The following is a 22,448-nucleotide window of genomic DNA, read 5'->3' on the forward strand; positions in this document are numbered from 1 at the left end:
TAAATGCGGCTCTTTTAGAAATTAATTTATTTTAAGTTCAAAATATGACATTCTAAACAGTCTCTCCTATTTCGGATACTTGAGAATAATGGGATACTCTATCTTTAAATAACCACATTTTAAATCTGGTAACTAAGTAGAATAAAATTGGAACAACAATTAATGTTAAGAATGTTGCCACAAATAGACCGTAAATTACTGTCCATGCTAGTGGACCCCAGAAAATTACGTTGTCACCACCCATATAGATATGAGGATTAAACTCACTAAATAATGTAAAGAAGTTAATATTTAAACCGGTTGCTAACGGAATTAACCCTAAAATTGTGGTAATTGCTGTTAACAATACTGGTCGCAAACGTGCTTTACCTCCTTTAATGATAGCTTCTAACAAATCAGGAGTTTCTAAATATTGGTTATCTTCTAAATTATGCTGTACTTTTTTACGGTCAATTAAAAGCTGTGTATAATCTAAGAGTACCACACCGTTATTAACAACAATACCTGCGAGAGAGATGATTCCCATCATAGTCATCATAATTACAAATGGACTTCCGGTTATTACGATACCTCCAAACACCCCGATTAAACTTAAGAATATTGCCAACATTATAATTGCTGGTTTTGAGATGGCATTAAATTGGAATATCAGAATAAAGAAAATTAACAATAGTCCGAAACCAAACGCACTCATTAAAAATGCCATTTGCTTATTTTGCTCTTCGATTTGCCCAGTATAATCGATTTTTACACCATCTGGTTTTTCAGTAAAACTTTGCATCTCATTTTGAATCTTAGATACAATTGCTCCAGCATCAGTAAAACCAGGAGCCAGAGCAGAGTATAGTGTAACTACACGTCTTACATCTTTATGTTTTATAGCACTAAATCCGGAGCTATTGGTTTGCTTAGCAACAGTTGATACGGGAATTTCTTTTATTTGACCAGAAGCCATGTCTCTAAACGTTATTTTCTGGTTAAAAAGAGCGCTCGTATTATATCTGTTTTCTTCATTAAATCTTACATAGATATCATAATCTTCGCCATCATTTTTGTAGATACCTGCTTTAGCACCAAAGATAGAGTTACGTAACTGCTGACCTACCTGACCAGCATTAATACCAAGTTCGCCAGCCTTTTTTCTATCAACTGTAACTTTCATTGAAGGCTTAGATTTATTAACATCTATTTTCAGCTCATCAATACCTTGAATGTTTTTTAGGTTAAGAAAGTCGCGCATTTTTTCAGCTGTGGCAATAAGTTCGCTATAGTCATCGCCTTCAAGTTCAATGTTAATAGGGTATCCAGCCGGTGGTCCAACGGCATCTTTCTCAACAGAAATAGCTACTCCAGGGTAAATACCTTTTAGGTCTTCTTGCACCTTTTTTAGTAGAACATTACTGTCTGCGCCATCTCTAAACTTATACTCTCGCATTGTGGCTGTAATTTTACCTCTATGTGGCATTTCAGCTTGAGACCCACCATCGGTCTGGGGATTTCCTGCACCTTCACCAACTTGAGATACTGCACTTTCTGTTAAGAAATTAAAATCACCATGCATATAAGCGTCTTCATTAATGATTTTATAAACACGTTGTTCAATATCTTTAGTGATGGTATTGGTTTTCTTAATATCGGTACCTTCAGGATATTCTATATAAACAATGATTTGATTCGGTGTGTTGTCTGGGAAGAACTCTACTTTGGTACGCTGACTTCCAACAGAAGCTCCAAAGCCCATAAAGGCAATAAATAATAGAACAACAGTCCCAATTGCTATAATAGCGGGCATTCTTCCACTTAAAGCATATCGAAGCGTTTTTTCATAAAAGCGCTCCCAAACTGGTAAAATTTTGTTTTGGAATCCGTTTGCCCAACCTCTAAGAAATAAGCGATATATCCACAATAGAATTACCGTAAATATCATTAATGACCCTAAGCCTCTTGCGCTTCCACCAGCTATTAATATTAGTAAGCCTAAACCACCAACGATAGCAGATATTCTTATAATGTTTTTTAGAGGCATTTCTTTATCTTCAATCGACATGTAGCGTGACACTAACACCGAGTTAAAAAATATCGCAACAAATAGAGACGAGCCTAATACTACAGATAGTGTTATCGGGAAGTATTTCATGAACTGTCCCATAACCCCTGGCCAAAGGCCTAGCGGAACGAACGCTGCTACGGTAGTAAGCGTAGAAATTATAATAGGAAATGCAATTTCTCCAATACCCTTTTTTGCAGCTTCTATTCTGCTCATACCTTCTTCACTCATTAATCTATAGGCGTTTTCTACAACCACAATACCATTATCTACCAACATTCCCAGCCCCATAATTAGTCCGAAAAGGATCATAGTGTTCATTGTATAGCCTAGAAGATTTAAGATCATTAAAGACATGAACATAGACATTGGTATAGCAAAACCTACAAATAATGCATTTTTAAATCCTAAAAAGAACATAAGTACCGTTACTACTAGAATAATACCAAAGATGATATTGTTTACGAGGTCGTCAACCTGACCAATAGTCTTAGAGGACTGATCGTTAGAAATGGTAACTTCTAAGTCTGGAGGAAAAACATTCTCTTCGGCATCTTTTACCATGACCTTAATTTTCTCGGCGGCATCTACCATGTTTTGTCCTGCACGTTTTTTTACATCGAGCATTACAACGGCGTGTCCAAACTCTCTTGCATAGGTGGTTTTGTCTTCATCTTTAAAGGTAACTTTTGCAACGTCTTTTAAATAAATGGAGTTGTTATTTTCAGATTTAACTACAAAATCTTCTAGCTCTTTTGGATCTTCAATTTCTCCAATTATTCTTATTGTTCTTCTTTGACCGCTCGAAATTAAATTACCGGCAGACATGGTTACATTCTCTCTACTTATGGTATTAATGATGTCGTCAAAGCTTACTTTAGCAGCCATCATTTTGTAGATGTCTACAGCTACTTCAACTTCTCGGTCTTGCGCACCACGAATATCAACTTGCTTAATCTCTAAAAGACTTTCAATTTCATCTTCAAGATGTTCTCCAAATTCTTTTAGTTTATCTACTGGGTAGTCTCCAGAGATATTGATATTAAGAATTGGCATTTCTTCAGACATACTAAGATCAAACACATTAGGTTCTACCTTGGCACCATTAAAGGTTGGCCAGTCCTCACTAGCAGTTTCAGAATCTACTTCGTCTTTTACTTTTTGTTTAGCAGCTTCAACAGTTATGTCTTCGTCAAACTCTACCACAACAATAGAATAATCTTCTTGAGATGTTGAGGTTATTTCAACAACATTACTAACCGTTTTAAGTTTATCTTCAATAGGGTCTGTGATAAGCTTTTCTATATCCTCAGCTGTATTTCCGGGATATACAGAGCTTATGTAAATTTTGGTCTCTTTTATCTCGGGGAAGTTTTCCCTGGCCATACTGAAATAAGCCCCAGCACCCAGGAATAAAATAACAGCAATCAACACATACATGGTTGTTTTGTTATTAATGGCCCAAGATGATAACTTAAATTCTTTATCTACTTTTTTCTTTTGTTTTGTCATTACCGTTTGTATTTAAACGTTAGTTAATTTAAGCCTCAATTTTCAAGATTTTTACATCTTGTCCATCTTTTACAGTTCTGGCACCTTCATCAATAATTTCGTCGCCATTCTTTAAACCAGATAAGATTTCTATATTATCACCTTGCGTCTTTCCTGTTTTAACAAACACGCGCTTTGCCTTTGCCATGGTGTCATTTTTATCGGCTATGATATAAATGTATTGGTCTCCTTCGGCATTTTCAGAAATAATACTTTGCTTTATTAAAATGGCTTTTTCACTTGTATAATCATTTATTTTAAGCTTAGCAGTAAGGTTTGGCTTAATTTTATTGTCTTTGTTGTTTATAGCAACTTCGGCCTTAAAGGTTCTGTTAGCTGGATTAATAAAGTTACCTGCCTGACGAACTTTAGCGTCTAATTTCTCTCCTAGAATTGGGAATTCTACTTCTACTTCTTTTCCAGGTACAATGCTAGAAATGAAACGTTCTGGCACATCAGTTTCAATGTACATATCTCTTAGGTTTACAATTCTAAAAAGCATAGATTGGCCTGGAGCTACTACAGTACCTTGCTCAGTGATAACATCGTCAATTGTTCCAGAAAAAGGTGCTCTTACAACGGTTTTACCAACTTGTTCTTTTAATTGCTTAACAGCTTGCTCCTGGGCTTCATACGCAGATTTAGCTTGTAAATATTGAATTTCGCTTCCTATTTTTTGATTCCAAAGTCTTTCTTGGCGCTCAAAAGTAGTTTTAGCTAAATCGGTTTGAATTTGCAATTGTGTTAATTGTTGACTTAAACCGCCATCATCAATTTTAGCAAGGGTTTGTCCTTTACTTACTTTTTGTCCCTCTTTTACATACACTTTTGTTAAAGTACCTGAATATTCTGGGTAGATAACTACATTTTGCTTTGTGCTTACGCTTCCTTGTAATTCTACAAAGTGATTAAAGACAGTTTCTTTAGCTGCAAAAGTTGTAATTAAAGGTACTTTTTCTTGAGGGTCTAGCTCTTTAATTTCTTTTTCCAACTGTTTTAACTGATTAGAAATTTCTTGAGCTTGTGCATCAAGCTCAGTTTTCTTCTGTCTAATAAGTTCTAAATCTTTTGAAGCAATAATATCTTCTACAGATTTATTTTTATCTCCACCACATGATGTTAGTATTATGGCGCTTAGTACGGTTAAATAAATATATTTCATGATGGGTTATTGTTTTATGTTTAATAAGTTTTTAAGTGCTGCTTTTTTATTTATTACATCTATTATAGACTGTAAATATTCTTGCTGGCTACTATATAATTGTGTTTGCGCTTGTCTTAAATCAAAGCTGCTAGCTATACCTTCTTTGTATTTGATGGTGTTTTTCTTTTCAATTTTTTCTGCTAAAGCTAAATTCTTCTGTTTATTATCATAGGTGTCTATAGCCAATTGATATTCGTTTTTGGCATTTTTAAATTCCATAGATAACTGGTTTTCAGTTTCCACTAAACTGTTTTTGGCTTTTTCCCACTCAATTTTAGCTCTTTTTCTTTTTGCTTTACCTCCAAAAGAACTGAAGATTGGTACGGTTAATTTGAATCCGCCAACAGTAGTAAATAACCAATCTTGTTCACTGTTAAAATAGGTAGAAACAGAGTTGCTATACCCTAAGTAATTAGAGGTAATAAATGCATTGAGTTTAGGTAATTGATCAGATTTCTCTAATTTGTATTCTAATCTTTTGCTCTCTGCATCGTTAGCTGCAATTTTAAAGTCTATGTTGTTGGAAACATCATGAGTGTCATTAATTAAGTTTAATGATATGTTTTCAACAATTAAAGATTCTAAAGTATCTGTTAACTCTATAGATTCGCTAGGATCAATACCCAAAAGAATTTTCACATAGCCTTTAGAGATATCTAACAAAGTTTCTAAGCTTCTTAAATTATTTTCTAAGTTAGAAAGGGTTAATTGAAGCTGCTCAACATCTTCTTCCTCAGTTAATCCGTTTTCGAATATTTTTTGAGTTTCTTTCAAGTTATCAGACAAAACCCTAATATTGTTCTTAGTGATTTCAATACTTTCCTTTGTTAACAATGCATTGTTATAAGCACTAACAACATTAGTTTCAATGGTATTGATGGTTTTGTCTTTGGCATTTTGAGAAATTTCTAAAAACACTTTGTTAGACTGAAGGCCTACAAGATACCCACCATCAAATAATAACTGGTTTAAAGTTACGCTTGGTGTAAGATTATGCTTTGGGAATAAAAATCTAAATGGGTCATCTTCGGCAAGACTATTAATATCAAAAGGCGTTTTAATATTAATAGAATAATCTACTGCACCACTAATTTGAGGCAAACCAATAGCTTTTGTCTCCCAAACCTGCTGCTTAGCAGCAAGAACACTTAAGTCTGCATTCTTAATGGTTCTATTATTTTCTAGAGCATAGGCTATGGCTTCTTGTAAAGAAAATTTACGTTTATTTTCTTGTGAAAAGACCATAAAACTACATAGAAAACTTAGTATTAAAATTAATCTGTTTTTCATATTTTTTATGATTGATTTGATTTTATGAATTTGTTTAATATTTCAAGTCCTTTGTCTGTAACAATGGCTCTTAAGTGATATTCTAAATAGCTCTCAATTAAATATTCAACATCATATTTATCAAGAGGGAAAATTGTTTGATCCTTAATTCCAGTCATACCAGTGAAGTACAATCTAGATATAAAGTCTACATCAATAGCAGCCCTAAACACTTCTGTATCTACACCTTTCTGAAGACTAGCTTTTACAGATTCGTGCATTTTATCAAATTGTTTTAAGGTTAATTGACTAAATATCTGTGGATAGTACTTTTTCAATTGATACTGCGGAGATGTTTTTTCATTTTTTAAATGATGGAGTACAAACATTTTAATATCGTACAGTTCTTCTATTGGGTTTGCTGAGGTATTGCAAATACCATCAATACCCTCACAAACGTTTTCTAGCATTGTAAAAGTTACAGCTTCTACAAGTTTGGTTTTATTAGCAAAATGAACATATATAGTTTTTTTTGAAATACCCATTTCATTGGCTATATCATCCATTGTTACGCTTTTAAATCCAAAGTTTAAAAACAATTCTGTGGCTATATTTATAATTTTTTCTTTCATAATTCGGGTGCAAATTTAGCTCAGGAAACTAAATAAACAAAAAAAGTTTCCAAAGTTTTACGTTTTTTTAACACTAAGTTTATTTTCTAACTTTTTAATATGTGTAATTAATTTATTTTTGTCTCATGTTATCTATTGAAAAATACCAACAGGAGTTTTTAGATTTTCTACAGAATTACTCAGTAGAAAAGGAGCCTAAGGGGTTGTACGCTCCAATTAATTATATTCTCCAATTAGGAGGTAAACGGTTAAGACCAGTTTTAGCTTTAATGACTACCGATGTTTTTGGAGGTGCGTATAAAAAAGCTTTAAACGCAGCTTTAGCCATTGAGGTGTTTCATAATTTTACTCTGGTTCATGATGATATTATGGATGATGCGCCTTTAAGAAGAGGAAAAAGTACAGTTCATGAAAAATGGGATGTTAATACGGGTATTTTGTCTGGTGATGCCATGTTAATTATGGCTTATCAATTATTTGAGGGCTATACTCCAGAGGTATTTAAAACTTTAAACCAGTTATTTAGTAAGACTGCTTTAGAGGTTTGTGAAGGACAACAGTATGATGTTGATTTTGAGACCAGAAATGATGTTACTATACCAGAGTATTTGAAAATGATTGAGTATAAAACCTCAGTTTTGGTAGCTGCAGCAATGAAAATGGGAGCAGTAATTGCAGGAGCAAATAAAGAAGATCAAGAGCATATATATGAGTTTGGTAGAAATTTAGGAATCGCATTTCAACTGCAAGATGATTATTTAGATGCTTTTGGAGATCCAAAAACCTTTGGTAAACAGGTTGGTGGCGATATTATTGAGAATAAGAAAACCTATTTGTATTTAAAAGCTCTGGAGTTTGCTTCTAAAACAGATCAAGAGCGATTAGTTCATTTGTTTAATACTAATCCGAGTGCCACGGATGATAAAGTTACTGAAGTAAAGCAATTGTTTATATCAACAGGTTCAGAAACGGCAACAAAACAAGCCGTTGAAGTATATACTAATAGGGCCTTTGAGGTTTTAGAACCCTTAAAAGTTTCTGAAAATAGAAAACAGTTATTAAGAGATTTTGGTAATAGTTTAATGCGTAGAAACGTATAATGCAACTTCCTTCTACTTTTAATGATTTGGTTACGGAAGCAGATCAATTGGGCCTATACCAAAAGTTAATTCTTCAACTTAATAAGGACTTTTTATATGCTAATATAGATTTAGATTTTCATGAAGATATTCTTCCCTCTAGTCTAAAATTAATGCTTCATGAAACAGTATATAATCTTATTCAAGAGAAGTTTGCAGAATATCTAAATCTTCTTTATATAGTTGATGTTTCCGAAAAAGAAGTGAAATCCTTAAATGGAGATGATACTATTAAGTTGGCCGAACAAGTCTCGTTTCTTATATTAAAGCGTGAATGGCAAAAGGTTTGGTATAGGCATAAGTTTAAATAAGGACAGTTTATTATTACGTATCTTTATTCAGATAAAAAGTGTTTAATGAAAAAAGTAAAGATAAAAAGGCTTTTAGTTTTCTTTGGTATTGTAATTGGGCTATGTTTTGCAGGTTATAGGTGGGCCACTCCTTTAACAAGAAATACCTTAAAAAAAGAGCTTTTACATTCCGCTCATATTCTAAACTCTAAATGGTCTAAAAGCATAAGTAAGGCTAATGATGGTTATCAGGCAAAATTTAATTCTCCGACATTATTAGTTGATGATATTTTTGGTTCTATGAAGGGGCCAGCAACTTCTAATACTTTTTTGTTAAATGAAAAAGAGGAGGAGTTGTATTGGATAACGGGGCTTAACGTAAGTGCAAACGTTGAAGATAAAAATCAAGAGGATGCTAATGATTTTGTTTGTCATGTGAATTTTGATCATAGTCAGATTGAGCACTTTTCTAGGTTTGACTTGGAGGAACGAATAAATTTGCAAATTCCACAATTAATAACACTTACCAAAGGGGGGTTGGATTTTGATTTTCCCGAAGGATTTGGATATCCTATTTTTTCTAATGAAAAAATCGTTTTAGGAACTCAAGCCTTAAATTTAAATGATAAAAGTGCTTTTTTTAAGATTGACTATGATTTTGTTTTATCCTTTCAAAAGGATAAAGAAAAAAGATTAAAACCTTTGTATATGAGATATGTAATATTGTCTCTACCCTATGACGAAAATGATCTTGAACACCAAGATAGAGAAAGTATGTATTCCGATTCTAAAGTACGTTGCGTTATTACCAGAGGGAATAATCTTGGGTTTAATGGTGTTAATGCAAAAGGAGAACCTATTACATCGTTCTGGAAAGTACCAAAGGGTAAGCATACGTATAGAAGTGCCTTCGAAGAATACATTAAATTAGATACCATAATGACACTTCATAAAATTAATTCTCATGTACACCCATATTCCGAATCAATTGAATTGAGAGATATTACCGCAGATTCTACAGTTTTTAAATCTTTAGTGACTAACAAACAGGATAAGATAGGGCTAAGAGAAATAACTTCTTTCTCTTCTGTAAAAGGTGTTAAACTTTATCCAGATCATAAATACGAAATAGTTCAGGAGGTTAACAATACTTCAGAAGGTGAAATAGAAATGATGGGAAGTATGTTTTTATATTTTTATGATCATAAGTTAGATAAAAAACTTAGAAGTATTTTATAATGAATACATTTAAATTGTTTCTTTGTCTGGCTGTTGTAACATTTGGATGTAAAAGGGTTGAAAAAAAGATTCCTATAGTAAGTTCTAATTTAAATAAACCAGAGAGTGTAAAAAAGTTAGAGGCTTTTGAAATATACAATCATTTGGGAGAAAAGGTTGCTTTGAATAGTTATAAAGGGCAACTTCAGGTTGTGAATTTTTTCTTTAGCACCTGTCCTTCAATTTGTCCTGCTATGGAAAATGAAATAGAAGGAATAGCTACTACTAATAGAAGTGAAGATGTTGTTTTCTTATCCGTAACAATTAATCCAGAACAAGATACAATTCCAGTCTTATGGGATCATGCCTCGCAATTTTTAAATAAACCTGAAAACTGGTTTTTTCTAAGAACTGAACCAGAGGATTTGTTGACTGTAGCAAAGATGTATCTGGCAACTATTGATACAAGCCAAAATCAGTTTTACCATACAAGCAATGCTGTTTTAATAGATACCGATTTAAATATTAGAGGATTGTATGATCTATTAAATAGTCAGGAGGTGGATTTTCTAAAAGAAGACATAGCTATTCTGCTTAAAGAAAAAGATTAGTAGTAAAGAAACTACTAATCTTCTTAAGTAAATAATCAATTTTCTTTATTGATTATGAAAAACTCAGTTCTAATTCTTTTGCTTTAGTGTGCAGAATATTATTCTCAAGATGAATGTGTAAATGGAGGTCTTGCTCAAACTCTTCAAGTTTAGCGTATAGTGCTCTAAAGGTATTACAAGCACCTTCTGGAGGTGTGTAATTATTTGTTAGTTGTGCAATTGTTTTAAAGATATCGCCAGCGGTTTCATGCTCTTCCTCCATCATTCTTATAGGGTTGTTTACAGTTTCAAATGGCGGAGTTTCTAACTTTGCATTTTCAGCTTTTAATTTTAATAATTTCTTTATGTATGGGAATAGTATAAGTTCCTCTTTTTTTAAGTGCGTTGCAAGTTCGTTGGCTACTTCAGTGAATAATTCATTAATTTTAACCACCTCTGTATAATGATGACCATGCACTTTTGCTACTTTGTTAGAATATTGAAGGATTAGAGGGATAGACTCTTCTACATAAATATGGTGTACGTTAATAATGTGATCTATTAAAAAATCAAGACTCCAGGAGTTGTAATTATATGCTTTTGGAGTGTTTTCAACACTAAGTAGGTCGTTTTTTAACGTTTCGTAATCGAGTTCCTTTTTTTCGCATGCTTTTTCAATACTTATTCCGCCTCCGCAGCAGAAGTCTATTCCATATTTTTTAAATATATGAGCTGTTTTAATATTTTCGGCTACTACTTCTGCAACTGTTTTATTTTCAATTGAATTCATAAATAGGATGTTTTTGTCTTTTTTTCTAAAGCAAAAATATATATTGAAATACCACTGGAATATGATTTAAATCATAAGATGTTGTGTTGTTGTTTCTTACGTTTGTTAGTAAATACAATAACAATGCTCTCAAATTCTACAAAATACGCTCTTAAGGCAGTTTTGTTTCTGGCTTTGCATTCTACATTCAGAAATAAAATAATGGTTAAAGATATAGCTAAGCCAATCAATGTACCACAAGCGTATTTAGCAAAGTTACTTCAGCTTTTAGTAAAGGGAAATATAGTGTCCTCAGTTAGGGGAGTAAATGGAGGGTTTTATTTAACAGAGGTAAATTTAGAGAAATCAATAATGGATATTCTTTATGCAATTGAAGGAGAGATAAAACTTAATTCTTGTATGTTGAGTCTTGAAAAATGTAATGAAGATAAACCATGTCCTTTGCATAATATCTTAAGCGACTCAAAAAATGATATACTATTAAATTTTAGGAAGAGAACGATACGAGAATTGGCTCAAGAAGTTAAACAAGGTAAAGCATTTTTGCCATTGTAAAGTAATAGAATAGACTGGATAAAGGAGGCGTTATTTTTGATATGTGCGAAGAAGTTTCGCTAGAGCTATTAATCCATTCGTATAACACCTCCGTAGAACCAGTTCTAATTATAATGTTCTAAAGTACTCTAAAAGTGCTCTAGCATCGGCTTCGGTAATATTTTGTTTTGGCATTATGGCGCCATTAAATTCTTCCTGTAAAGCTTTTGTAATTGGGTCTTTTTCAATCATCTCTATTGGGTTCAGCATTATATTCATAACCCATTCTGGAGATCTGCGCTCCAAAATATCTTTAGGAGAAGGTCCTATAAATTTCTTGTCAGGTCTATGGCAAGCAGCACATAGTTTGGTAAATGTAGCTTTACCATGAGCTACCATTTTTTCGTCAATTTTCGTGTTCAGAGCCACCGTCTTAATCGGTCCAATCCCTTTATTACTTAAATCTATTTGTTTTGAAGCTTTATTAGATTCAGTTTCTTTTAGAGGTGCTTTAGATTCAGTTTTGGTTTCTTCATAGGTGAATCCTTTTTTCTTTTTTTCTTCCTTACCTCCACATCCCAAAAAGATTATAAAACTTAATAATAGTGTTATTCTATAATATGCTTTCATAATAGTTAAGGTTTGATTCGTAGCAAAATTATGTTGCTTTAGAATGATAAAACATGATAATAATCAATATAACGTAAGTTTTTATTTGGAATCACTTGCCTTAATCTAAATTGTTAAAATTTAAAAATATTGATAAGGTTATTTGGTGTCGTTTTTAATGATTTTAAAAAAACCAAACGTAAAATTAGGAATCATTAAAAAATTAACATTTAAATAAGCGTATTTCTTAAAAGTGTTATTAAACGTTTTAATTCTATAGAAACTAATATCTAATCTTTATAAAAGTTGTATTTTTGGAAAATGTATTTTTAAGACTTGTTTAGGATAAGAAATAATGGATAAATATTCTTTTTTAAACGCCGCTCATACAGCCTATTTTGCAGACTTGTACGAGCAGTATTTACAAAACCCAGATAGTGTAGAGCCTAGTTGGAGAGCTTTTTTTCAAGGGTATGATTTTGGTAGTGAAAACTATGGTTTAGATGGCGAAATTGTTGAAGGTGTTTCAACTCAAATGCCAGAACATCTTCAAAAAGAATTTCAGGTTGTTAAGTTAATAGACGGTTATAGAATGAGAGGGCATTTGTTTACAAGAACAAACCCTGTTAGAGAAAGACGTACTTACAAACCAACTTTAGAATTAGAAAATTTTGGTCTAAACGAAAACGATTTAGATACCGTTTTTAATGCTGGTGAAATTTTAGGATTAAAGGCACAGCCTTTACGTGAAATTGTAAAACATCTAGATAGAATTTATTGTGATGCTATTGGTGTAGAATACATGTACTTACGTAATCCAGAAGTGATTAAGTGGTGGCAGGATAAGTTAAATGTTAACGATAACCATCCTACATATTCTGCAGAAACAAAGAAATACATTCTTTCAAAGTTAAATCAAGCAGTAACTTTCGAAAACTTTTTACAAACTAAATATGTTGGACAAAAACGTTTCTCTTTAGAAGGAGGAGAATCTTTAATTCCTGCTATTAGTAATGCGTTGTATTATTCTGTTGAAAACTATGGCGTAAAAGAGTGTGTTTTAGGAATGGCTCACCGTGGTCGATTAAGTACTTTGGTAAATATCTTTAGAAAGCCTTTGCATGAGTTGTTTAGTGAGTTTGAAGGAAAAGATTTTGAAGATGCAAATATTGATGGAGATGTTAAATATCATTTAGGATTAACATTAGATAAAACTTACCAGAACGGAAAGAACATTAAAATGAACTTGGTGCCTAATCCTTCTCACCTTGAAACGGTAGGGCCTGTTGCTGAAGGGATAACAAGAGCTAAGATTGATGATGATTATGATGGAGATAATTCTAAAATCCTTCCAATTATAGTTCATGGAGATGCGGCTATAGCGGGACAAGGAATAGCCTACGAAGTTGCCCAAATGAGCCAGTTAAATGGTTACAAAACAGGAGGAACAATTCATATTGTAGTTAATAACCAAATAGGTTTTACAACTAACTATTTAGATGCACGTTCAAGTACCTATTGTACAGATGTAGCTAAAGTTACTTTGTCACCAGTATTACATGTTAATGCAGATGATGCAGAAGCAGTAGTACATGCTATAGAAATGGCTCTAGATTATAGAATGCGCTTTAAAAAAGATGTTTATATAGACTTACTAGGCTATAGAAAGTACGGACATAATGAAGGTGATGAACCTAGATTTACGCAACCAAAACTTTATAAGAACATTTCAAAACATCCGAATCCTTTTAAGATATATGCCGATAAATTAATTGCTGAAGGTACTATTGATGCTGGATATTCTAACGGTATTGTTGCTGAGTTTAAGGATAGATTAGAAAGTGAATATACTAAAGCTAAGGAATCGGACTCTTCTAAAGTAAGAGAGTTTATGGAAGAGCGTTGGACTAACTTTGAGCGTCAAGGTTTAGATGCTATGCTTAAAACTGTAGATACGTCTTATTCAGAGGATAACCTTAAAAATATATCAAAAGTTGTTTCTACTTCCCCCGAAGGAGTTAAGTTTTTACGTAAAGCTGAGCGTATTTTACAAGGAAGAGAAAAAATGGTTTTTGAAACCGATACTTTAGATTGGGGAATGGCAGAAACTTTAGCTTACGGAAGTTTGCTAGAAGAAGGGTTTAACGTTAGAATTTCTGGTCAAGATGTTGAGCGAGGAACGTTTAGTCACCGTCACGCCATTTTACGTGATGAGATTTCAGAAGAACGCATTAACTTATTAAATACAAACCCCAATAATAAAGGTGAAATGTTTATTTACAATTCATTTTTATCAGAATATGGGGTTCTAGGTTTTGACTATGGTTATGCCATGGCTAATCCTAATACATTAACCATTTGGGAGGCACAGTTTGGGGACTTTAGTAATGGAGCTCAAATTATTTTTGACCAATACCTGTCTGCAGCCGAAGATAAATGGAAAGCTCAAAACGGAGTTGTAGTATTGCTGCCTCATGGTTATGAAGGACAAGGGTCTGAGCACTCTTCTGCTAGAATGGAACGTTATTTACAATTATGCGCTAATGATAATATGATTGTTGCAGATTGTACAACGCCAGCTAACTTCTTTCACTTGTTAAGAAGACAAATGAAGCGCGATTTTAGAAAGCCTTTAATTGTATTTACTCCAAAGAGTTTATTAAGACACCCTAAAGCAGTATCGCCTTTAAAAGATTTAGCAAAAGGTGAATTCCAAGAGATAATAGATGATACTATTAACCCAAATGCGGTTAAGAAATTAGTGTTCTGTACAGGTAAATTCTATTATGAGTTATTGGCGGAAAGAGAAGAATTGGATAGAGAAGATGTTGCCTTGGTAAGAATAGAACAATTATTCCCATTACATACAGAAAAACTTCAAAGTATTATAGACCGTTACCCTAATGTAGAAAAATACGTTTGGGCACAAGAAGAGCCTAAAAACATGGGGGCTTGGGGTCATATGGCACAACGTTTAGATTTGGTTAAACTAGAAGTTTGTGCAAGACCATATAATTCTGTGCCTGCACCAGGGTCTAGTACTAGAGATAAAGCAAGACAACGTAAAGTTATAGAAGACGTTTTCAGTATATAAAATAAAAAAGAAAAAAATTTACAATTAAAATTATTACAGAGATGATTTTAGAAATGAAAGTGCCATCACCAGGAGAGTCTATTACAGAAGTAGAAATAGCTACATGGTTAGTAGAAGATGGAGATTATGTTGAAAAAGACCAAGCTATTGCTGAAGTAGATAGTGATAAAGCAACACTTGAACTTCCTGCAGAAGTTAGCGGTACCATAACACTGAAAGCTGAAGAAGGAGATGCTGTTGAAGTTGGAGCAGTTGTTTGTTTAATTGATACAAGTGCTGAAAAGCTAGAAGGAGGCGAAGCGCCAAAGGCTGAAGCTAAAGAAGAAGCGCCTAAAGCTGCCGAGGTAAAAAGTGAGCCAGCTAAGGCAGATACTTATGCTACAGGAACAGCAAGCCCTGCTGCTAAGAAGATTTTAGCTGAAAAAGGAATGGATGCTGGTTCTGTAAAAGGTACAGGTAAAGATGGTAGAGTTACAAAAGACGATGCTATTAAAGCAGTACCATCTATGGGAACACCAACAGGAGGAAACAGAGGTACTTCAAGAAGTAAAATGTCTATGTTACGTCGTAAAGTAGCAGAACGTTTAGTGGAGGCTAAAAATACAACGGCTATGTTAACTACATTTAATGAAGTTGATATGTCGCCAATCTTTGCTTTAAGAAAAGAATATAAAGAAACCTTTAAAGCTAAACATGGTGTTAGTTTAGGGTTTATGAGCTTCTTTACTTTGGCTGTTGTTCGTGCTTTAAAAATGTATCCTGCGGTTAATTCTATGATAGACGGTAAAGAAATGTTATCATATGATTTCTGTGATATTAGTATTGCGGTATCAGGACCAAAAGGATTAATGGTACCTGTAATTAGAAATGCAGAAAACTTAAGCTTTAGAGGAGTTGAGTCTGAAGTTAAACGTTTAGCACTAAGAGCTAGAGATGGACAAATTACTGTTGATGAAATGACAGGAGGTACATTTACAATTACTAATGGTGGTGTATTTGGTAGTATGTTATCAACACCAATCATTAACCCTCCTCAAAGTGGTATCTTAGGAATGCACAATATTGTAGAACGACCTGTTGCAGTAGACGGTAAAGTTGAAATCAGACCAATTATGTACGTGGCTTTATCTTATGATCATAGAATTATTGATGGTAAGGAAAGTGTTGGTTTCTTAGTTGCTGTGAAAGAAGCTTTAGAAAATCCAATTGAGATTCTAATGAATAACGATGTTAAAAAGGCATTAGAGCTTTAACAATATAAAATACATGCAATAAAAAAGGACGCTATTTTAGCGTCCTTTTTTATTTCTAACTGACTAAAACTAACAAAAGATTCATGGATAGTATTATGAGGATTAGAATAGTTAACCCTATCATTAAAAACTTATCAAAGATTTTATTGTTTTCTTCCATTTTCTAGTTTTAAAGCACTAAAAGATTTGAGGAAAACTCTGCATTGATTCAATGCAGAGTTTTAGATAATTCTATCTCTCAAAAAAGAATTATAGCCTAATAGCTTTTGTAAAATTATAGCAAGATTTACTTAAAAAAAATAAGCACTTCTACGTATTTTAAAAACAGTGGTTTGCTAGATGTGTAAAAAAGCGAAAGCTCTAGATTATTACAATACTAGAGCTTTCTTAATTCTCCCTAAGAACTAATTAATAGCACTGTAAAAGTAGATTATATATACGATTTAAAAAATACGCAGTTATACGTATTTTTAAAGATGGTCTTTGTTAAGGTTTGCCCATATGGAAAGGGAAGTAGGCTTATTGTCTAATCCTAATTTTGCTACAATATTACTTCTATGCTTATCAACGGTTCTTACCGATATAGATAATTCATCAGCAATATCACTGCTAGTCTTGTTTTGAGATATAAGTTTAACGATTCTAAGCTCCGACTTTGTTAATGAGCTTATTTCTTCCAAATGACTATTTATTGGGCTTGAATTTAAGTAAGAAGCTATTTCTTCACTAAAATACGGGGTGTTGTTAATAACACTCTTTATGCAGGTCTCAATTTCTTCAATAGCAAACTCTTTTAGCAGATAGCCATAAACACCAAATGCTTTAGCCTTGTCATAAAGCTCTTCCTCTTTGTCAAAGGTTATTAGGATAACTTTAGTGTTAATATTGTTCTTTTTACATTCCTCTGCTATTTCTAGTCCGGTTTTGTAGGGCATTCTAATATCAAGAATTGCAATTTCGGGTTTCAATTTTACAATTAGGTTATAAGCAGATTTACCATCGGCAGCACTACCTACAATATTGTATCCTTTTGAAGCAAGAAAGTCTGTAAGCCCTCTTAATAATAAAGGATGGTCATCAGCAATTACAATAGAGGTGTTCATTGGCTAGGAGAGAATAATCTAATTTGGCTTTAAATTCGTTGGGATTATACTTTTAAATATAAGTATTTCCTTTGATAATCAATAATAGCTTTTCCTTTTTTTAATATATCTGCACCAATTATGCCATGAACAGGTTTAGAGTTGTGATTTGTTAAGGCAGTGTTTACATGGGTTAAATCGAACAGAACCAGGGTTACTCTAGTGTGACTCCATTTACCAATTTTTACTTTGTTTCTTTTAGACATTTTGGTGTCCATATCAACCGCCCCGGCACCGGCTGCTTTGATGTCAGAGTCCTCAGCTTGCAATTTAAATGTTTCTATAGAGTCAAAACCTACACAAGAACTTGAAGCGCCAGTATCTAATATAAAAAGCCCTTTTTTGCCATTAATTGAAGCCTTAATTTCAAAATGGTTGGTCTTTGTTAAATGTAATTTTATTTTAGTGTATCCTCTTTCTAGAAGAAACTCTTGAAGTGTTTTATCCATTTAGGGCTGTTAACTTTATTACGCAAAAATAATATAATAAAAACGATAAATGTTATAATTATCGTATACAAAAAAACAAGGTTGGAGCTAGGTTCTGAGATGTCTCCGTAATAAACAAAAGCACCCCAATAGTAAGGTGATTTCTTAGTATTACTTATGTTTTTATTTTCAAGATAATCTACTTTTGATTGATGATTTGCAAAAAATGCAGACTTTGATTTGCTGTAATTCTTATAAAAAGATTGCATGATTTGAGATGTGGATAAATCATTTATTTGCCATAACGAAAACAATAAATTCTTAACGCCTGCATACTGGAACCCTCTTGAGATACTCATTGCCCCTTCCGCTTTTTTAAGTTCTCCAATGCCAGTTTCGCATGCGCTTAAAACAACCAAGTTTGTGTTAAGCTTAAGACTATATAATTCATTTAAATAAAGGGTTTCATCATAGAAATCGATATTAGATGGCTTAATAAAGTTTCCGCTGCTGGCATGTGTGGACAAATGAAGAATACCATAATCAGAGACCTTCTTTAAAAAGTTGGTTTTAGTTGCATGATTGTTCAAAAACAATTCAGAATCCATTTCATCCTTAATTGATTCTGATTCATTAACAGAGTAGGTGAGCGTTTTATCGGAGTTGTTAAAAACAGGAAAGAAACCTAGAACCTCATTGTTGTTTTTAGGAGTGTTTTTTAGTGTATAAAAATAAGTGCTTGAGTTATAGCAGATGTTTTGAGTATTAATTACAAAAGGCATTTTAGCAAATGAAGTAGTTTTAGTCTCAGCACTTAAAAGTGTTTCAAAAGGAACAAAGTTAAGCCAACCATCTGGTATAATTATCACATTGGGGGTGCTGGAAACGGCATCAATGTTTAATAGTTTGTATAGTTTATGAGCTTTGGTAGCGTAACTAATAATATTATTGTTTATACCCGAAGGCGAATTAAAAAGACTAATGTATTCTGTAATTTGATTTTCAGCTTTTTTAGTTTCAATTTCCTTTAATTCAATACGAGAATTAGAAATTATGAACTGGTAAATGGTATGCTTACCATAAAAGTATTCTATGAGAGTAGCATTGTTTTGTTTTAGTTTTTGTTGAATAGCTTCTAAAGAAATAAGATTATTTAAACTTGAATATTTGTCTGAGATCAAAGTTTCAAGTGATTTTAGTTCAAGACTTATATTGCTTAATTCTTTACTTAGTTTAGTGATTTCCGAAGCTCTGTTTTGTTCCAAATGTTCAATAACTAGTTTGTTAGTTACTTGCTCTTGCTTTTTTAAAAGATTAAACTCCTTAATAAGCAAGCTGTCTTTAGGGTGTTTTTCTAAACGTTGTTTCTTTTGAAACATCTCTTTTAAAGTAAATACTTTTGTGCTTTCTGAATACTCCAACGCTTTTACCAATAACGTTTGGTCTTTAGTTTTTTTATACTCTAAAGAAAGTAGATCTATACATTTTTCACTTCTAGTTCTATACTTGTATTGATTTAGTATTTTGGTTTCTTGGGTAGTCCAGTTTTTCTTTAGTAAATCGGAAACGTAAAAGCTTAAATCATAACTTTTTAATGCAGTTTCAGGATTAGTCTCTATTTCACTATACAAGTCAAATATGTCAATGAATTTGTTTTCAGGATACAATAACGATTCAGAAGGTAAGTTCTTAAATTTTCCATTTGGTATTAAAATTTTAAGCGCGTTTTGAAGTGCTTCTAGAGCTTTGTTGTTATTGGTATTTAAATAGTATACTTGAGCTTCTTCTATATATAGCTGAGCTAAATCTCTTTGATAAAGTTCTTTGGTTGTTAGTTGCTCATCTTTGTATTGCTGAAATAAATCCAAAGCTTTAGGAAAATCTCTAATTTTTAGTGCTGCCTTATAGGTTTGTTCTAAAGGAGCTGAAACCAATGTGTTATTTGAGGGCAGGGTATTTGCTAAAGCAATTTGGCTTTCGGTTTTTATACCTGTAAGTTTTTGCTTTTGACTGGTGCTTAGCTTTGGATGGTTAATGAACTCGGAGGCTAATTTAATAGCGGTTTCATGTCGGTCTATGGCATAATATAATTTGGCTAGGTTAATAGCACCGCTTATTTCGTGTTGTGTTTTACCTTGAGTTTTTGCCAAATAGGAATAGCGTTTTATCGTGTTTTCTGCATTGGTGTAATCGTTTGTCTTTGTGTACAAATTACCAAGAGGGATAAGACAAGTTTCAATAATGTCAAAGTCCGAAATTTTGCTGAGCTTATGTTTATCAAACCGTGTTATGGCGTCTTCAAAAGTGGAAATAGCTTCTTTAAGTTTTGAATTATTTAATAAGTAGTGCCCTTTATGACTTTGCAGAAAGACCAAAGCTAGTTGATCACTTTTGGTTTTAGCTAATGTTTTAAACTTCCATTCTTGTTGAGATAGTAGGATAAAATTAGCACTATTGGGATTGGCAATAAAAGTTTCTGCAGCAACATAAATCGATTCTTCAAGATCTTGCGAAAAACATAAGCCGTGAATGAGAATAAAAAAGAAAAGTAGTTTTTTCATTAAAGTTTCTTTCGTGATAATGAGCTTTAAAATATGTCTTAGGCTCAAAATTTCCAGATAGCGAAAAATTGCCAGTAATTAAAATCCTCTTCTAAGTTTAATATGTATCTAGCTCCTACACTTGGGCCAATACGTGCAAAACCTGCAGTAGCTTCAAATAAAAAGCCTGTTCTTAAATTGGTAAAACTGTTAGATTGTTCATTAGTCTCCAACAATGTGTTCGTTATTGGTGCTCCAGGTTGAATGCCTTCAAACTGTTCAATTAAAACATTTTGTGTTTGTTTCTCACTTAAAGAAATTGTGTTTTGAATTCCAGCGCCTAAGCCAATGTAATTATTAACATTGTATTTAAGTAATATGGGTACATCCCAATCAATATTTTCAAAAGATGAATTTGTAGTGGTTAATTGTCTAAACCTAAAACCTGTTGGGTCGTCAATTAGTTCTTCTAGAACATTGGTATTGGAATCATACTTATGCAAGTTATTCAAGAGTTCTATTTGCCAGTACCAACGATATGATTTGTAGGGTGAAAGCGTAGCGCCAATAAAGTAGCTTTCAGAATTATTTAAGTTTGAAAAAGAATTATATCCAATTTTAGCACCAATGGAAATGCCAGGTAAAAATCTAGTAGTTGAATAATTGGTGATAATTGGTTCGTTTTTGTCAAAAATGATAGCGGTTCTAGACTTTGTTTTTTTCTTATGGAAGTCTATGGCAAACTTTATTTTATACTTTACAAAGCCTTTGGTAGAATCGTATTCTTTTACATTTTTTTGCTCACTTCCTGGTAGGTAAATATTTTTAAAGGTAAATATTGCTTGTTTTTCTGTAAACGTAGTATCTAAGCAGCTATAAAGTACATCTCGTTTTGGGCAAATATCGCATTTAGGATACATGTCTATGACCTCTAGGGTAGATTTATCTAGCATTTCCGGAATATCGGTTTCTAACCTAATGGTTCTGGCAGGTCCTTCGCCATTATTCTGAAATTTGATTTTGTATTTCAAGGTTTTATAACGAACAAATCTGTAATTCATTAAGGTACCATTAGAAGACATTTTATTGGGATCATGCGAAGTTACAATCTCCATTTCCATATCTTTCACTTTGTGATTGTCATAGTTAGCATCTGGAACGTAAATACCACGAACGGAAATTATGGCACTTGTATCTTTTACCATTTCTGGAGTTGTTTTTAAACTGAAAAAGATATTGCGTTCCTCGTTAGGTTGCATATCATCAAATTCTAACAAGCTCCAGTTTTTGTAAATAGATTTAGAATCTTGAATAGTTAAGGGAAGATTCATTTTTTCAGTTGAATCTTGAAGGGTAACAGAGCTTTCTACGAAGTCATTGTTTAAAGAAGCTGTGTAGGTTCTGTCATCATCAATGTTGTGCGTGTAAGCGAATCCGTTTTCAGAAATGTCTTTTTCGTTGTGATGTGTTCGGGTTTCAATTAACTCAAAATTATCATTTTTGTATTTTAACTCGTTATAGAATAAATAGAGTTTCCCTTTAGTGGTATACTCCTTTGTGTTTTTATAACTTAATATAGCAACCATCTCTTGTTCTGGGGCAGGTTCTCTATTTCGTTTTAAAGTAAAATCTTCGGTCATAGAAGCGATATTTTGGTAGTCTTCTGTGATTGTATTAATTGCTATTTTTTTAGGGCGTGTGCTAGGTGGTTTTCCATTATCGTAGTTATTGGTTGCCCATAACTTTACGTCATATTCACCTTTCTTTTTGTAAGTGTGCTTCGGGTTTTTCTCTTTACTATAGTTGCCATCTCCAAACTCCCAATGATAGGTGTAAAAGGCTTTAGGAGCACCAGCTATTTGGATGAGCTCTGGGGTTTCTGGAGTAAATTCAACAAAATTGCCTTTAGTGTTATGATTTATAACAGCGGTTCTTGTAATACTATCTGTGTCTTTACTTTGTTGCGAAAAACCAAAAAAGGTAATTAGGAGAAAAAATGGAAAAAGTAACTTTTTCAACATAACGAAACGGTTTAGATGTTTTAAATATACAAAGACTTATTTTTTATGCAGAAATGAAATTGGTATAAGGAAAAGCCAGAACCTTAATAGTTCTGGC

Annotated in this window: 17 protein-coding genes; 7 read left to right on the forward strand and 10 right to left on the reverse strand. The window is 32.9% G+C overall.

The window, feature by feature from the left end; translation table 11 throughout:
- Positions 1–52 precede the first annotated feature (52 nt).
- Genes FUA24_RS14240 through FUA24_RS14255 form a run of 4 tightly spaced genes read right to left on the reverse strand, consistent with a single transcriptional unit; the run spans position 53 to position 6,703 of the window.
- Positions 53–3,559, reverse strand: coding sequence for an efflux RND transporter permease subunit (locus tag FUA24_RS14240; RefSeq protein WP_148543450.1), 3,507 nt, complete (start codon positions 3,557–3,559; stop codon positions 53–55).
- A 28-nt stretch (positions 3,560–3,587) separates the two neighbouring features.
- On the reverse strand, positions 3,588–4,760 hold the full coding sequence (locus FUA24_RS14245) for an efflux RND transporter periplasmic adaptor subunit (RefSeq protein ID WP_148543452.1): 1,173 nt from the start codon (positions 4,758–4,760) through the stop codon (positions 3,588–3,590).
- 6 nt (positions 4,761–4,766) lie between these two features.
- The gene (locus FUA24_RS14250; protein ID WP_148543454.1) at positions 4,767–6,092 is read right to left on the reverse strand and encodes a TolC family protein; all 1,326 of its coding nucleotides are present in this window, start codon (positions 6,090–6,092) and stop codon (positions 4,767–4,769) included.
- A 5-nt stretch (positions 6,093–6,097) separates the two neighbouring features.
- Positions 6,098–6,703 carry a TetR/AcrR family transcriptional regulator gene (locus tag FUA24_RS14255; RefSeq protein ID WP_148543456.1) on the reverse strand — a complete coding sequence of 202 codons (606 nt, stop codon included), beginning with the start codon at positions 6,701–6,703 and terminating at the stop codon, positions 6,098–6,100.
- Positions 6,704–6,828: 125 nt separating this feature from the next.
- Here FUA24_RS14255 and FUA24_RS14260 point away from each other — a divergent pair, with 125 nt between their 5' ends.
- Genes FUA24_RS14260 through FUA24_RS14275 form a run of 4 tightly spaced genes read left to right on the forward strand, consistent with a single transcriptional unit; the run spans position 6,829 to position 9,961 of the window.
- Positions 6,829–7,803 (forward strand): polyprenyl synthetase family protein, encoded by a 975-nt coding sequence (locus tag FUA24_RS14260; protein ID WP_148543458.1) that lies wholly within the window; start codon positions 6,829–6,831, stop codon positions 7,801–7,803.
- Complete coding sequence (locus FUA24_RS14265; RefSeq protein WP_148543460.1) at positions 7,803–8,153, forward strand: hypothetical protein; 351 nt, start codon at positions 7,803–7,805, stop codon at positions 8,151–8,153. The genes FUA24_RS14260 and FUA24_RS14265 overlap by 1 nt, the downstream gene beginning before the upstream one ends.
- 45 nt (positions 8,154–8,198) lie before the next feature.
- Positions 8,199–9,371 (forward strand): hypothetical protein, encoded by a 1,173-nt coding sequence (locus FUA24_RS14270; protein ID WP_148543462.1) that lies wholly within the window; start codon positions 8,199–8,201, stop codon positions 9,369–9,371.
- Positions 9,371–9,961: an SCO family protein gene (locus tag FUA24_RS14275; RefSeq protein WP_148543464.1), complete on the forward strand. Its 591-nt coding sequence runs from the start codon at positions 9,371–9,373 to the stop codon at positions 9,959–9,961. Before FUA24_RS14270 ends, FUA24_RS14275 begins: the two co-directional genes overlap by 1 nt.
- A 52-nt stretch (positions 9,962–10,013) precedes the next feature.
- Here FUA24_RS14275 and ric read toward each other — a convergent pair whose 3' ends face one another.
- On the reverse strand, positions 10,014–10,730 hold the full coding sequence (gene ric, locus FUA24_RS14280; protein WP_148543466.1) for an iron-sulfur cluster repair di-iron protein: 717 nt from the start codon (positions 10,728–10,730) through the stop codon (positions 10,014–10,016).
- Positions 10,731–10,853: 123 nt separating this feature from the next.
- On the opposite strand from ric, the gene FUA24_RS14285 reads away from it, so the two are divergent.
- Positions 10,854–11,285: an RrF2 family transcriptional regulator gene (locus tag FUA24_RS14285; RefSeq protein ID WP_148543468.1), complete on the forward strand. Its 432-nt coding sequence runs from the start codon at positions 10,854–10,856 to the stop codon at positions 11,283–11,285.
- Positions 11,286–11,393: 108 nt separating this feature from the next.
- Here the strand turns inward: FUA24_RS14285 and FUA24_RS14290 are convergent, their stop codons facing one another.
- Positions 11,394–11,894 carry a c-type cytochrome gene (locus FUA24_RS14290; protein ID WP_148543469.1) on the reverse strand — a complete coding sequence of 167 codons (501 nt, stop codon included), beginning with the start codon at positions 11,892–11,894 and terminating at the stop codon, positions 11,394–11,396.
- Positions 11,895–12,228: 334 nt separating this feature from the next.
- On the opposite strand from FUA24_RS14290, the gene FUA24_RS14295 reads away from it, so the two are divergent.
- The gene (locus FUA24_RS14295; protein ID WP_148543471.1) at positions 12,229–14,967 is read left to right on the forward strand and encodes a 2-oxoglutarate dehydrogenase E1 component; all 2,739 of its coding nucleotides are present in this window, start codon (positions 12,229–12,231) and stop codon (positions 14,965–14,967) included.
- A 41-nt stretch (positions 14,968–15,008) separates the two neighbouring features.
- On the forward strand, positions 15,009–16,220 hold the full coding sequence (odhB, locus tag FUA24_RS14300; RefSeq protein ID WP_148543473.1) for a 2-oxoglutarate dehydrogenase complex dihydrolipoyllysine-residue succinyltransferase: 1,212 nt from the start codon (positions 15,009–15,011) through the stop codon (positions 16,218–16,220).
- Positions 16,221–16,690: 470 nt separating this feature from the next.
- Here odhB and FUA24_RS14305 read toward each other — a convergent pair whose 3' ends face one another.
- Genes FUA24_RS14305 through FUA24_RS14320 form a run of 4 tightly spaced genes read right to left on the reverse strand, consistent with a single transcriptional unit; the run spans position 16,691 to position 22,351 of the window.
- The gene (locus tag FUA24_RS14305; protein WP_148543475.1) at positions 16,691–17,323 is read right to left on the reverse strand and encodes a response regulator; all 633 of its coding nucleotides are present in this window, start codon (positions 17,321–17,323) and stop codon (positions 16,691–16,693) included.
- A 44-nt stretch (positions 17,324–17,367) separates the two neighbouring features.
- A complete protein-coding gene (locus FUA24_RS14310; protein WP_148543477.1) occupies positions 17,368–17,811 on the reverse strand; it encodes a retropepsin-like aspartic protease in 444 nt (147 codons plus the stop codon).
- Complete coding sequence (locus FUA24_RS14315; protein WP_148543484.1) at positions 17,781–20,351, reverse strand: CHAT domain-containing protein; 2,571 nt, start codon at positions 20,349–20,351, stop codon at positions 17,781–17,783. The genes FUA24_RS14310 and FUA24_RS14315 overlap by 31 nt, the downstream gene beginning before the upstream one ends.
- A gap of 44 nt (positions 20,352–20,395) precedes the next feature.
- Positions 20,396–22,351, reverse strand: coding sequence for a PKD domain-containing protein (locus FUA24_RS14320; protein ID WP_148543486.1), 1,956 nt, complete (start codon positions 22,349–22,351; stop codon positions 20,396–20,398).
- Positions 22,352–22,448 lie beyond the last annotated feature (97 nt).

The organism is Seonamhaeicola marinus (assembly GCF_008085455.1).

What these genes read in the sequence shown, in the direction of transcription:
- FUA24_RS14255 (WP_148543456.1), bottom strand. Translation starts at nt 6,703, where the DNA reads ATGAAAGAAAAAATTATAAATATAGCCACAGAATTGTTTTTAAACTTT.
- FUA24_RS14315 (WP_148543484.1), bottom strand. Translation starts at nt 20,351, where the DNA reads ATGAAAAAACTACTTTTCTTTTTTATTCTCATTCACGGCTTATGTTTT.
- FUA24_RS14240 (WP_148543450.1), bottom strand. Translation starts at nt 3,559, where the DNA reads ATGACAAAACAAAAGAAAAAAGTAGATAAAGAATTTAAGTTATCATCT.
- FUA24_RS14290 (WP_148543469.1), bottom strand. Translation starts at nt 11,894, where the DNA reads ATGAAAGCATATTATAGAATAACACTATTATTAAGTTTTATAATCTTT.
- FUA24_RS14260 (WP_148543458.1), top strand. Translation starts at nt 6,829, where the DNA reads ATGTTATCTATTGAAAAATACCAACAGGAGTTTTTAGATTTTCTACAG.
- FUA24_RS14275 (WP_148543464.1), top strand. Translation starts at nt 9,371, where the DNA reads ATGAATACATTTAAATTGTTTCTTTGTCTGGCTGTTGTAACATTTGGA.
- FUA24_RS14305 (WP_148543475.1), bottom strand. Translation starts at nt 17,323, where the DNA reads ATGAACACCTCTATTGTAATTGCTGATGACCATCCTTTATTATTAAGA.
- FUA24_RS14285 (WP_148543468.1), top strand. Translation starts at nt 10,854, where the DNA reads ATGCTCTCAAATTCTACAAAATACGCTCTTAAGGCAGTTTTGTTTCTG.
- FUA24_RS14310 (WP_148543477.1), bottom strand. Translation starts at nt 17,811, where the DNA reads ATGGATAAAACACTTCAAGAGTTTCTTCTAGAAAGAGGATACACTAAA.
- FUA24_RS14320 (WP_148543486.1), bottom strand. Translation starts at nt 22,351, where the DNA reads ATGTTGAAAAAGTTACTTTTTCCATTTTTTCTCCTAATTACCTTTTTT.
- odhB (WP_148543473.1), top strand. Translation starts at nt 15,009, where the DNA reads ATGATTTTAGAAATGAAAGTGCCATCACCAGGAGAGTCTATTACAGAA.
- ric (WP_148543466.1), bottom strand. Translation starts at nt 10,730, where the DNA reads ATGAATTCAATTGAAAATAAAACAGTTGCAGAAGTAGTAGCCGAAAAT.
- FUA24_RS14270 (WP_148543462.1), top strand. Translation starts at nt 8,199, where the DNA reads ATGAAAAAAGTAAAGATAAAAAGGCTTTTAGTTTTCTTTGGTATTGTA.
- FUA24_RS14265 (WP_148543460.1), top strand. Translation starts at nt 7,803, where the DNA reads ATGCAACTTCCTTCTACTTTTAATGATTTGGTTACGGAAGCAGATCAA.
- FUA24_RS14250 (WP_148543454.1), bottom strand. Translation starts at nt 6,092, where the DNA reads ATGAAAAACAGATTAATTTTAATACTAAGTTTTCTATGTAGTTTTATG.
- FUA24_RS14295 (WP_148543471.1), top strand. Translation starts at nt 12,229, where the DNA reads ATGGATAAATATTCTTTTTTAAACGCCGCTCATACAGCCTATTTTGCA.
- FUA24_RS14245 (WP_148543452.1), bottom strand. Translation starts at nt 4,760, where the DNA reads ATGAAATATATTTATTTAACCGTACTAAGCGCCATAATACTAACATCA.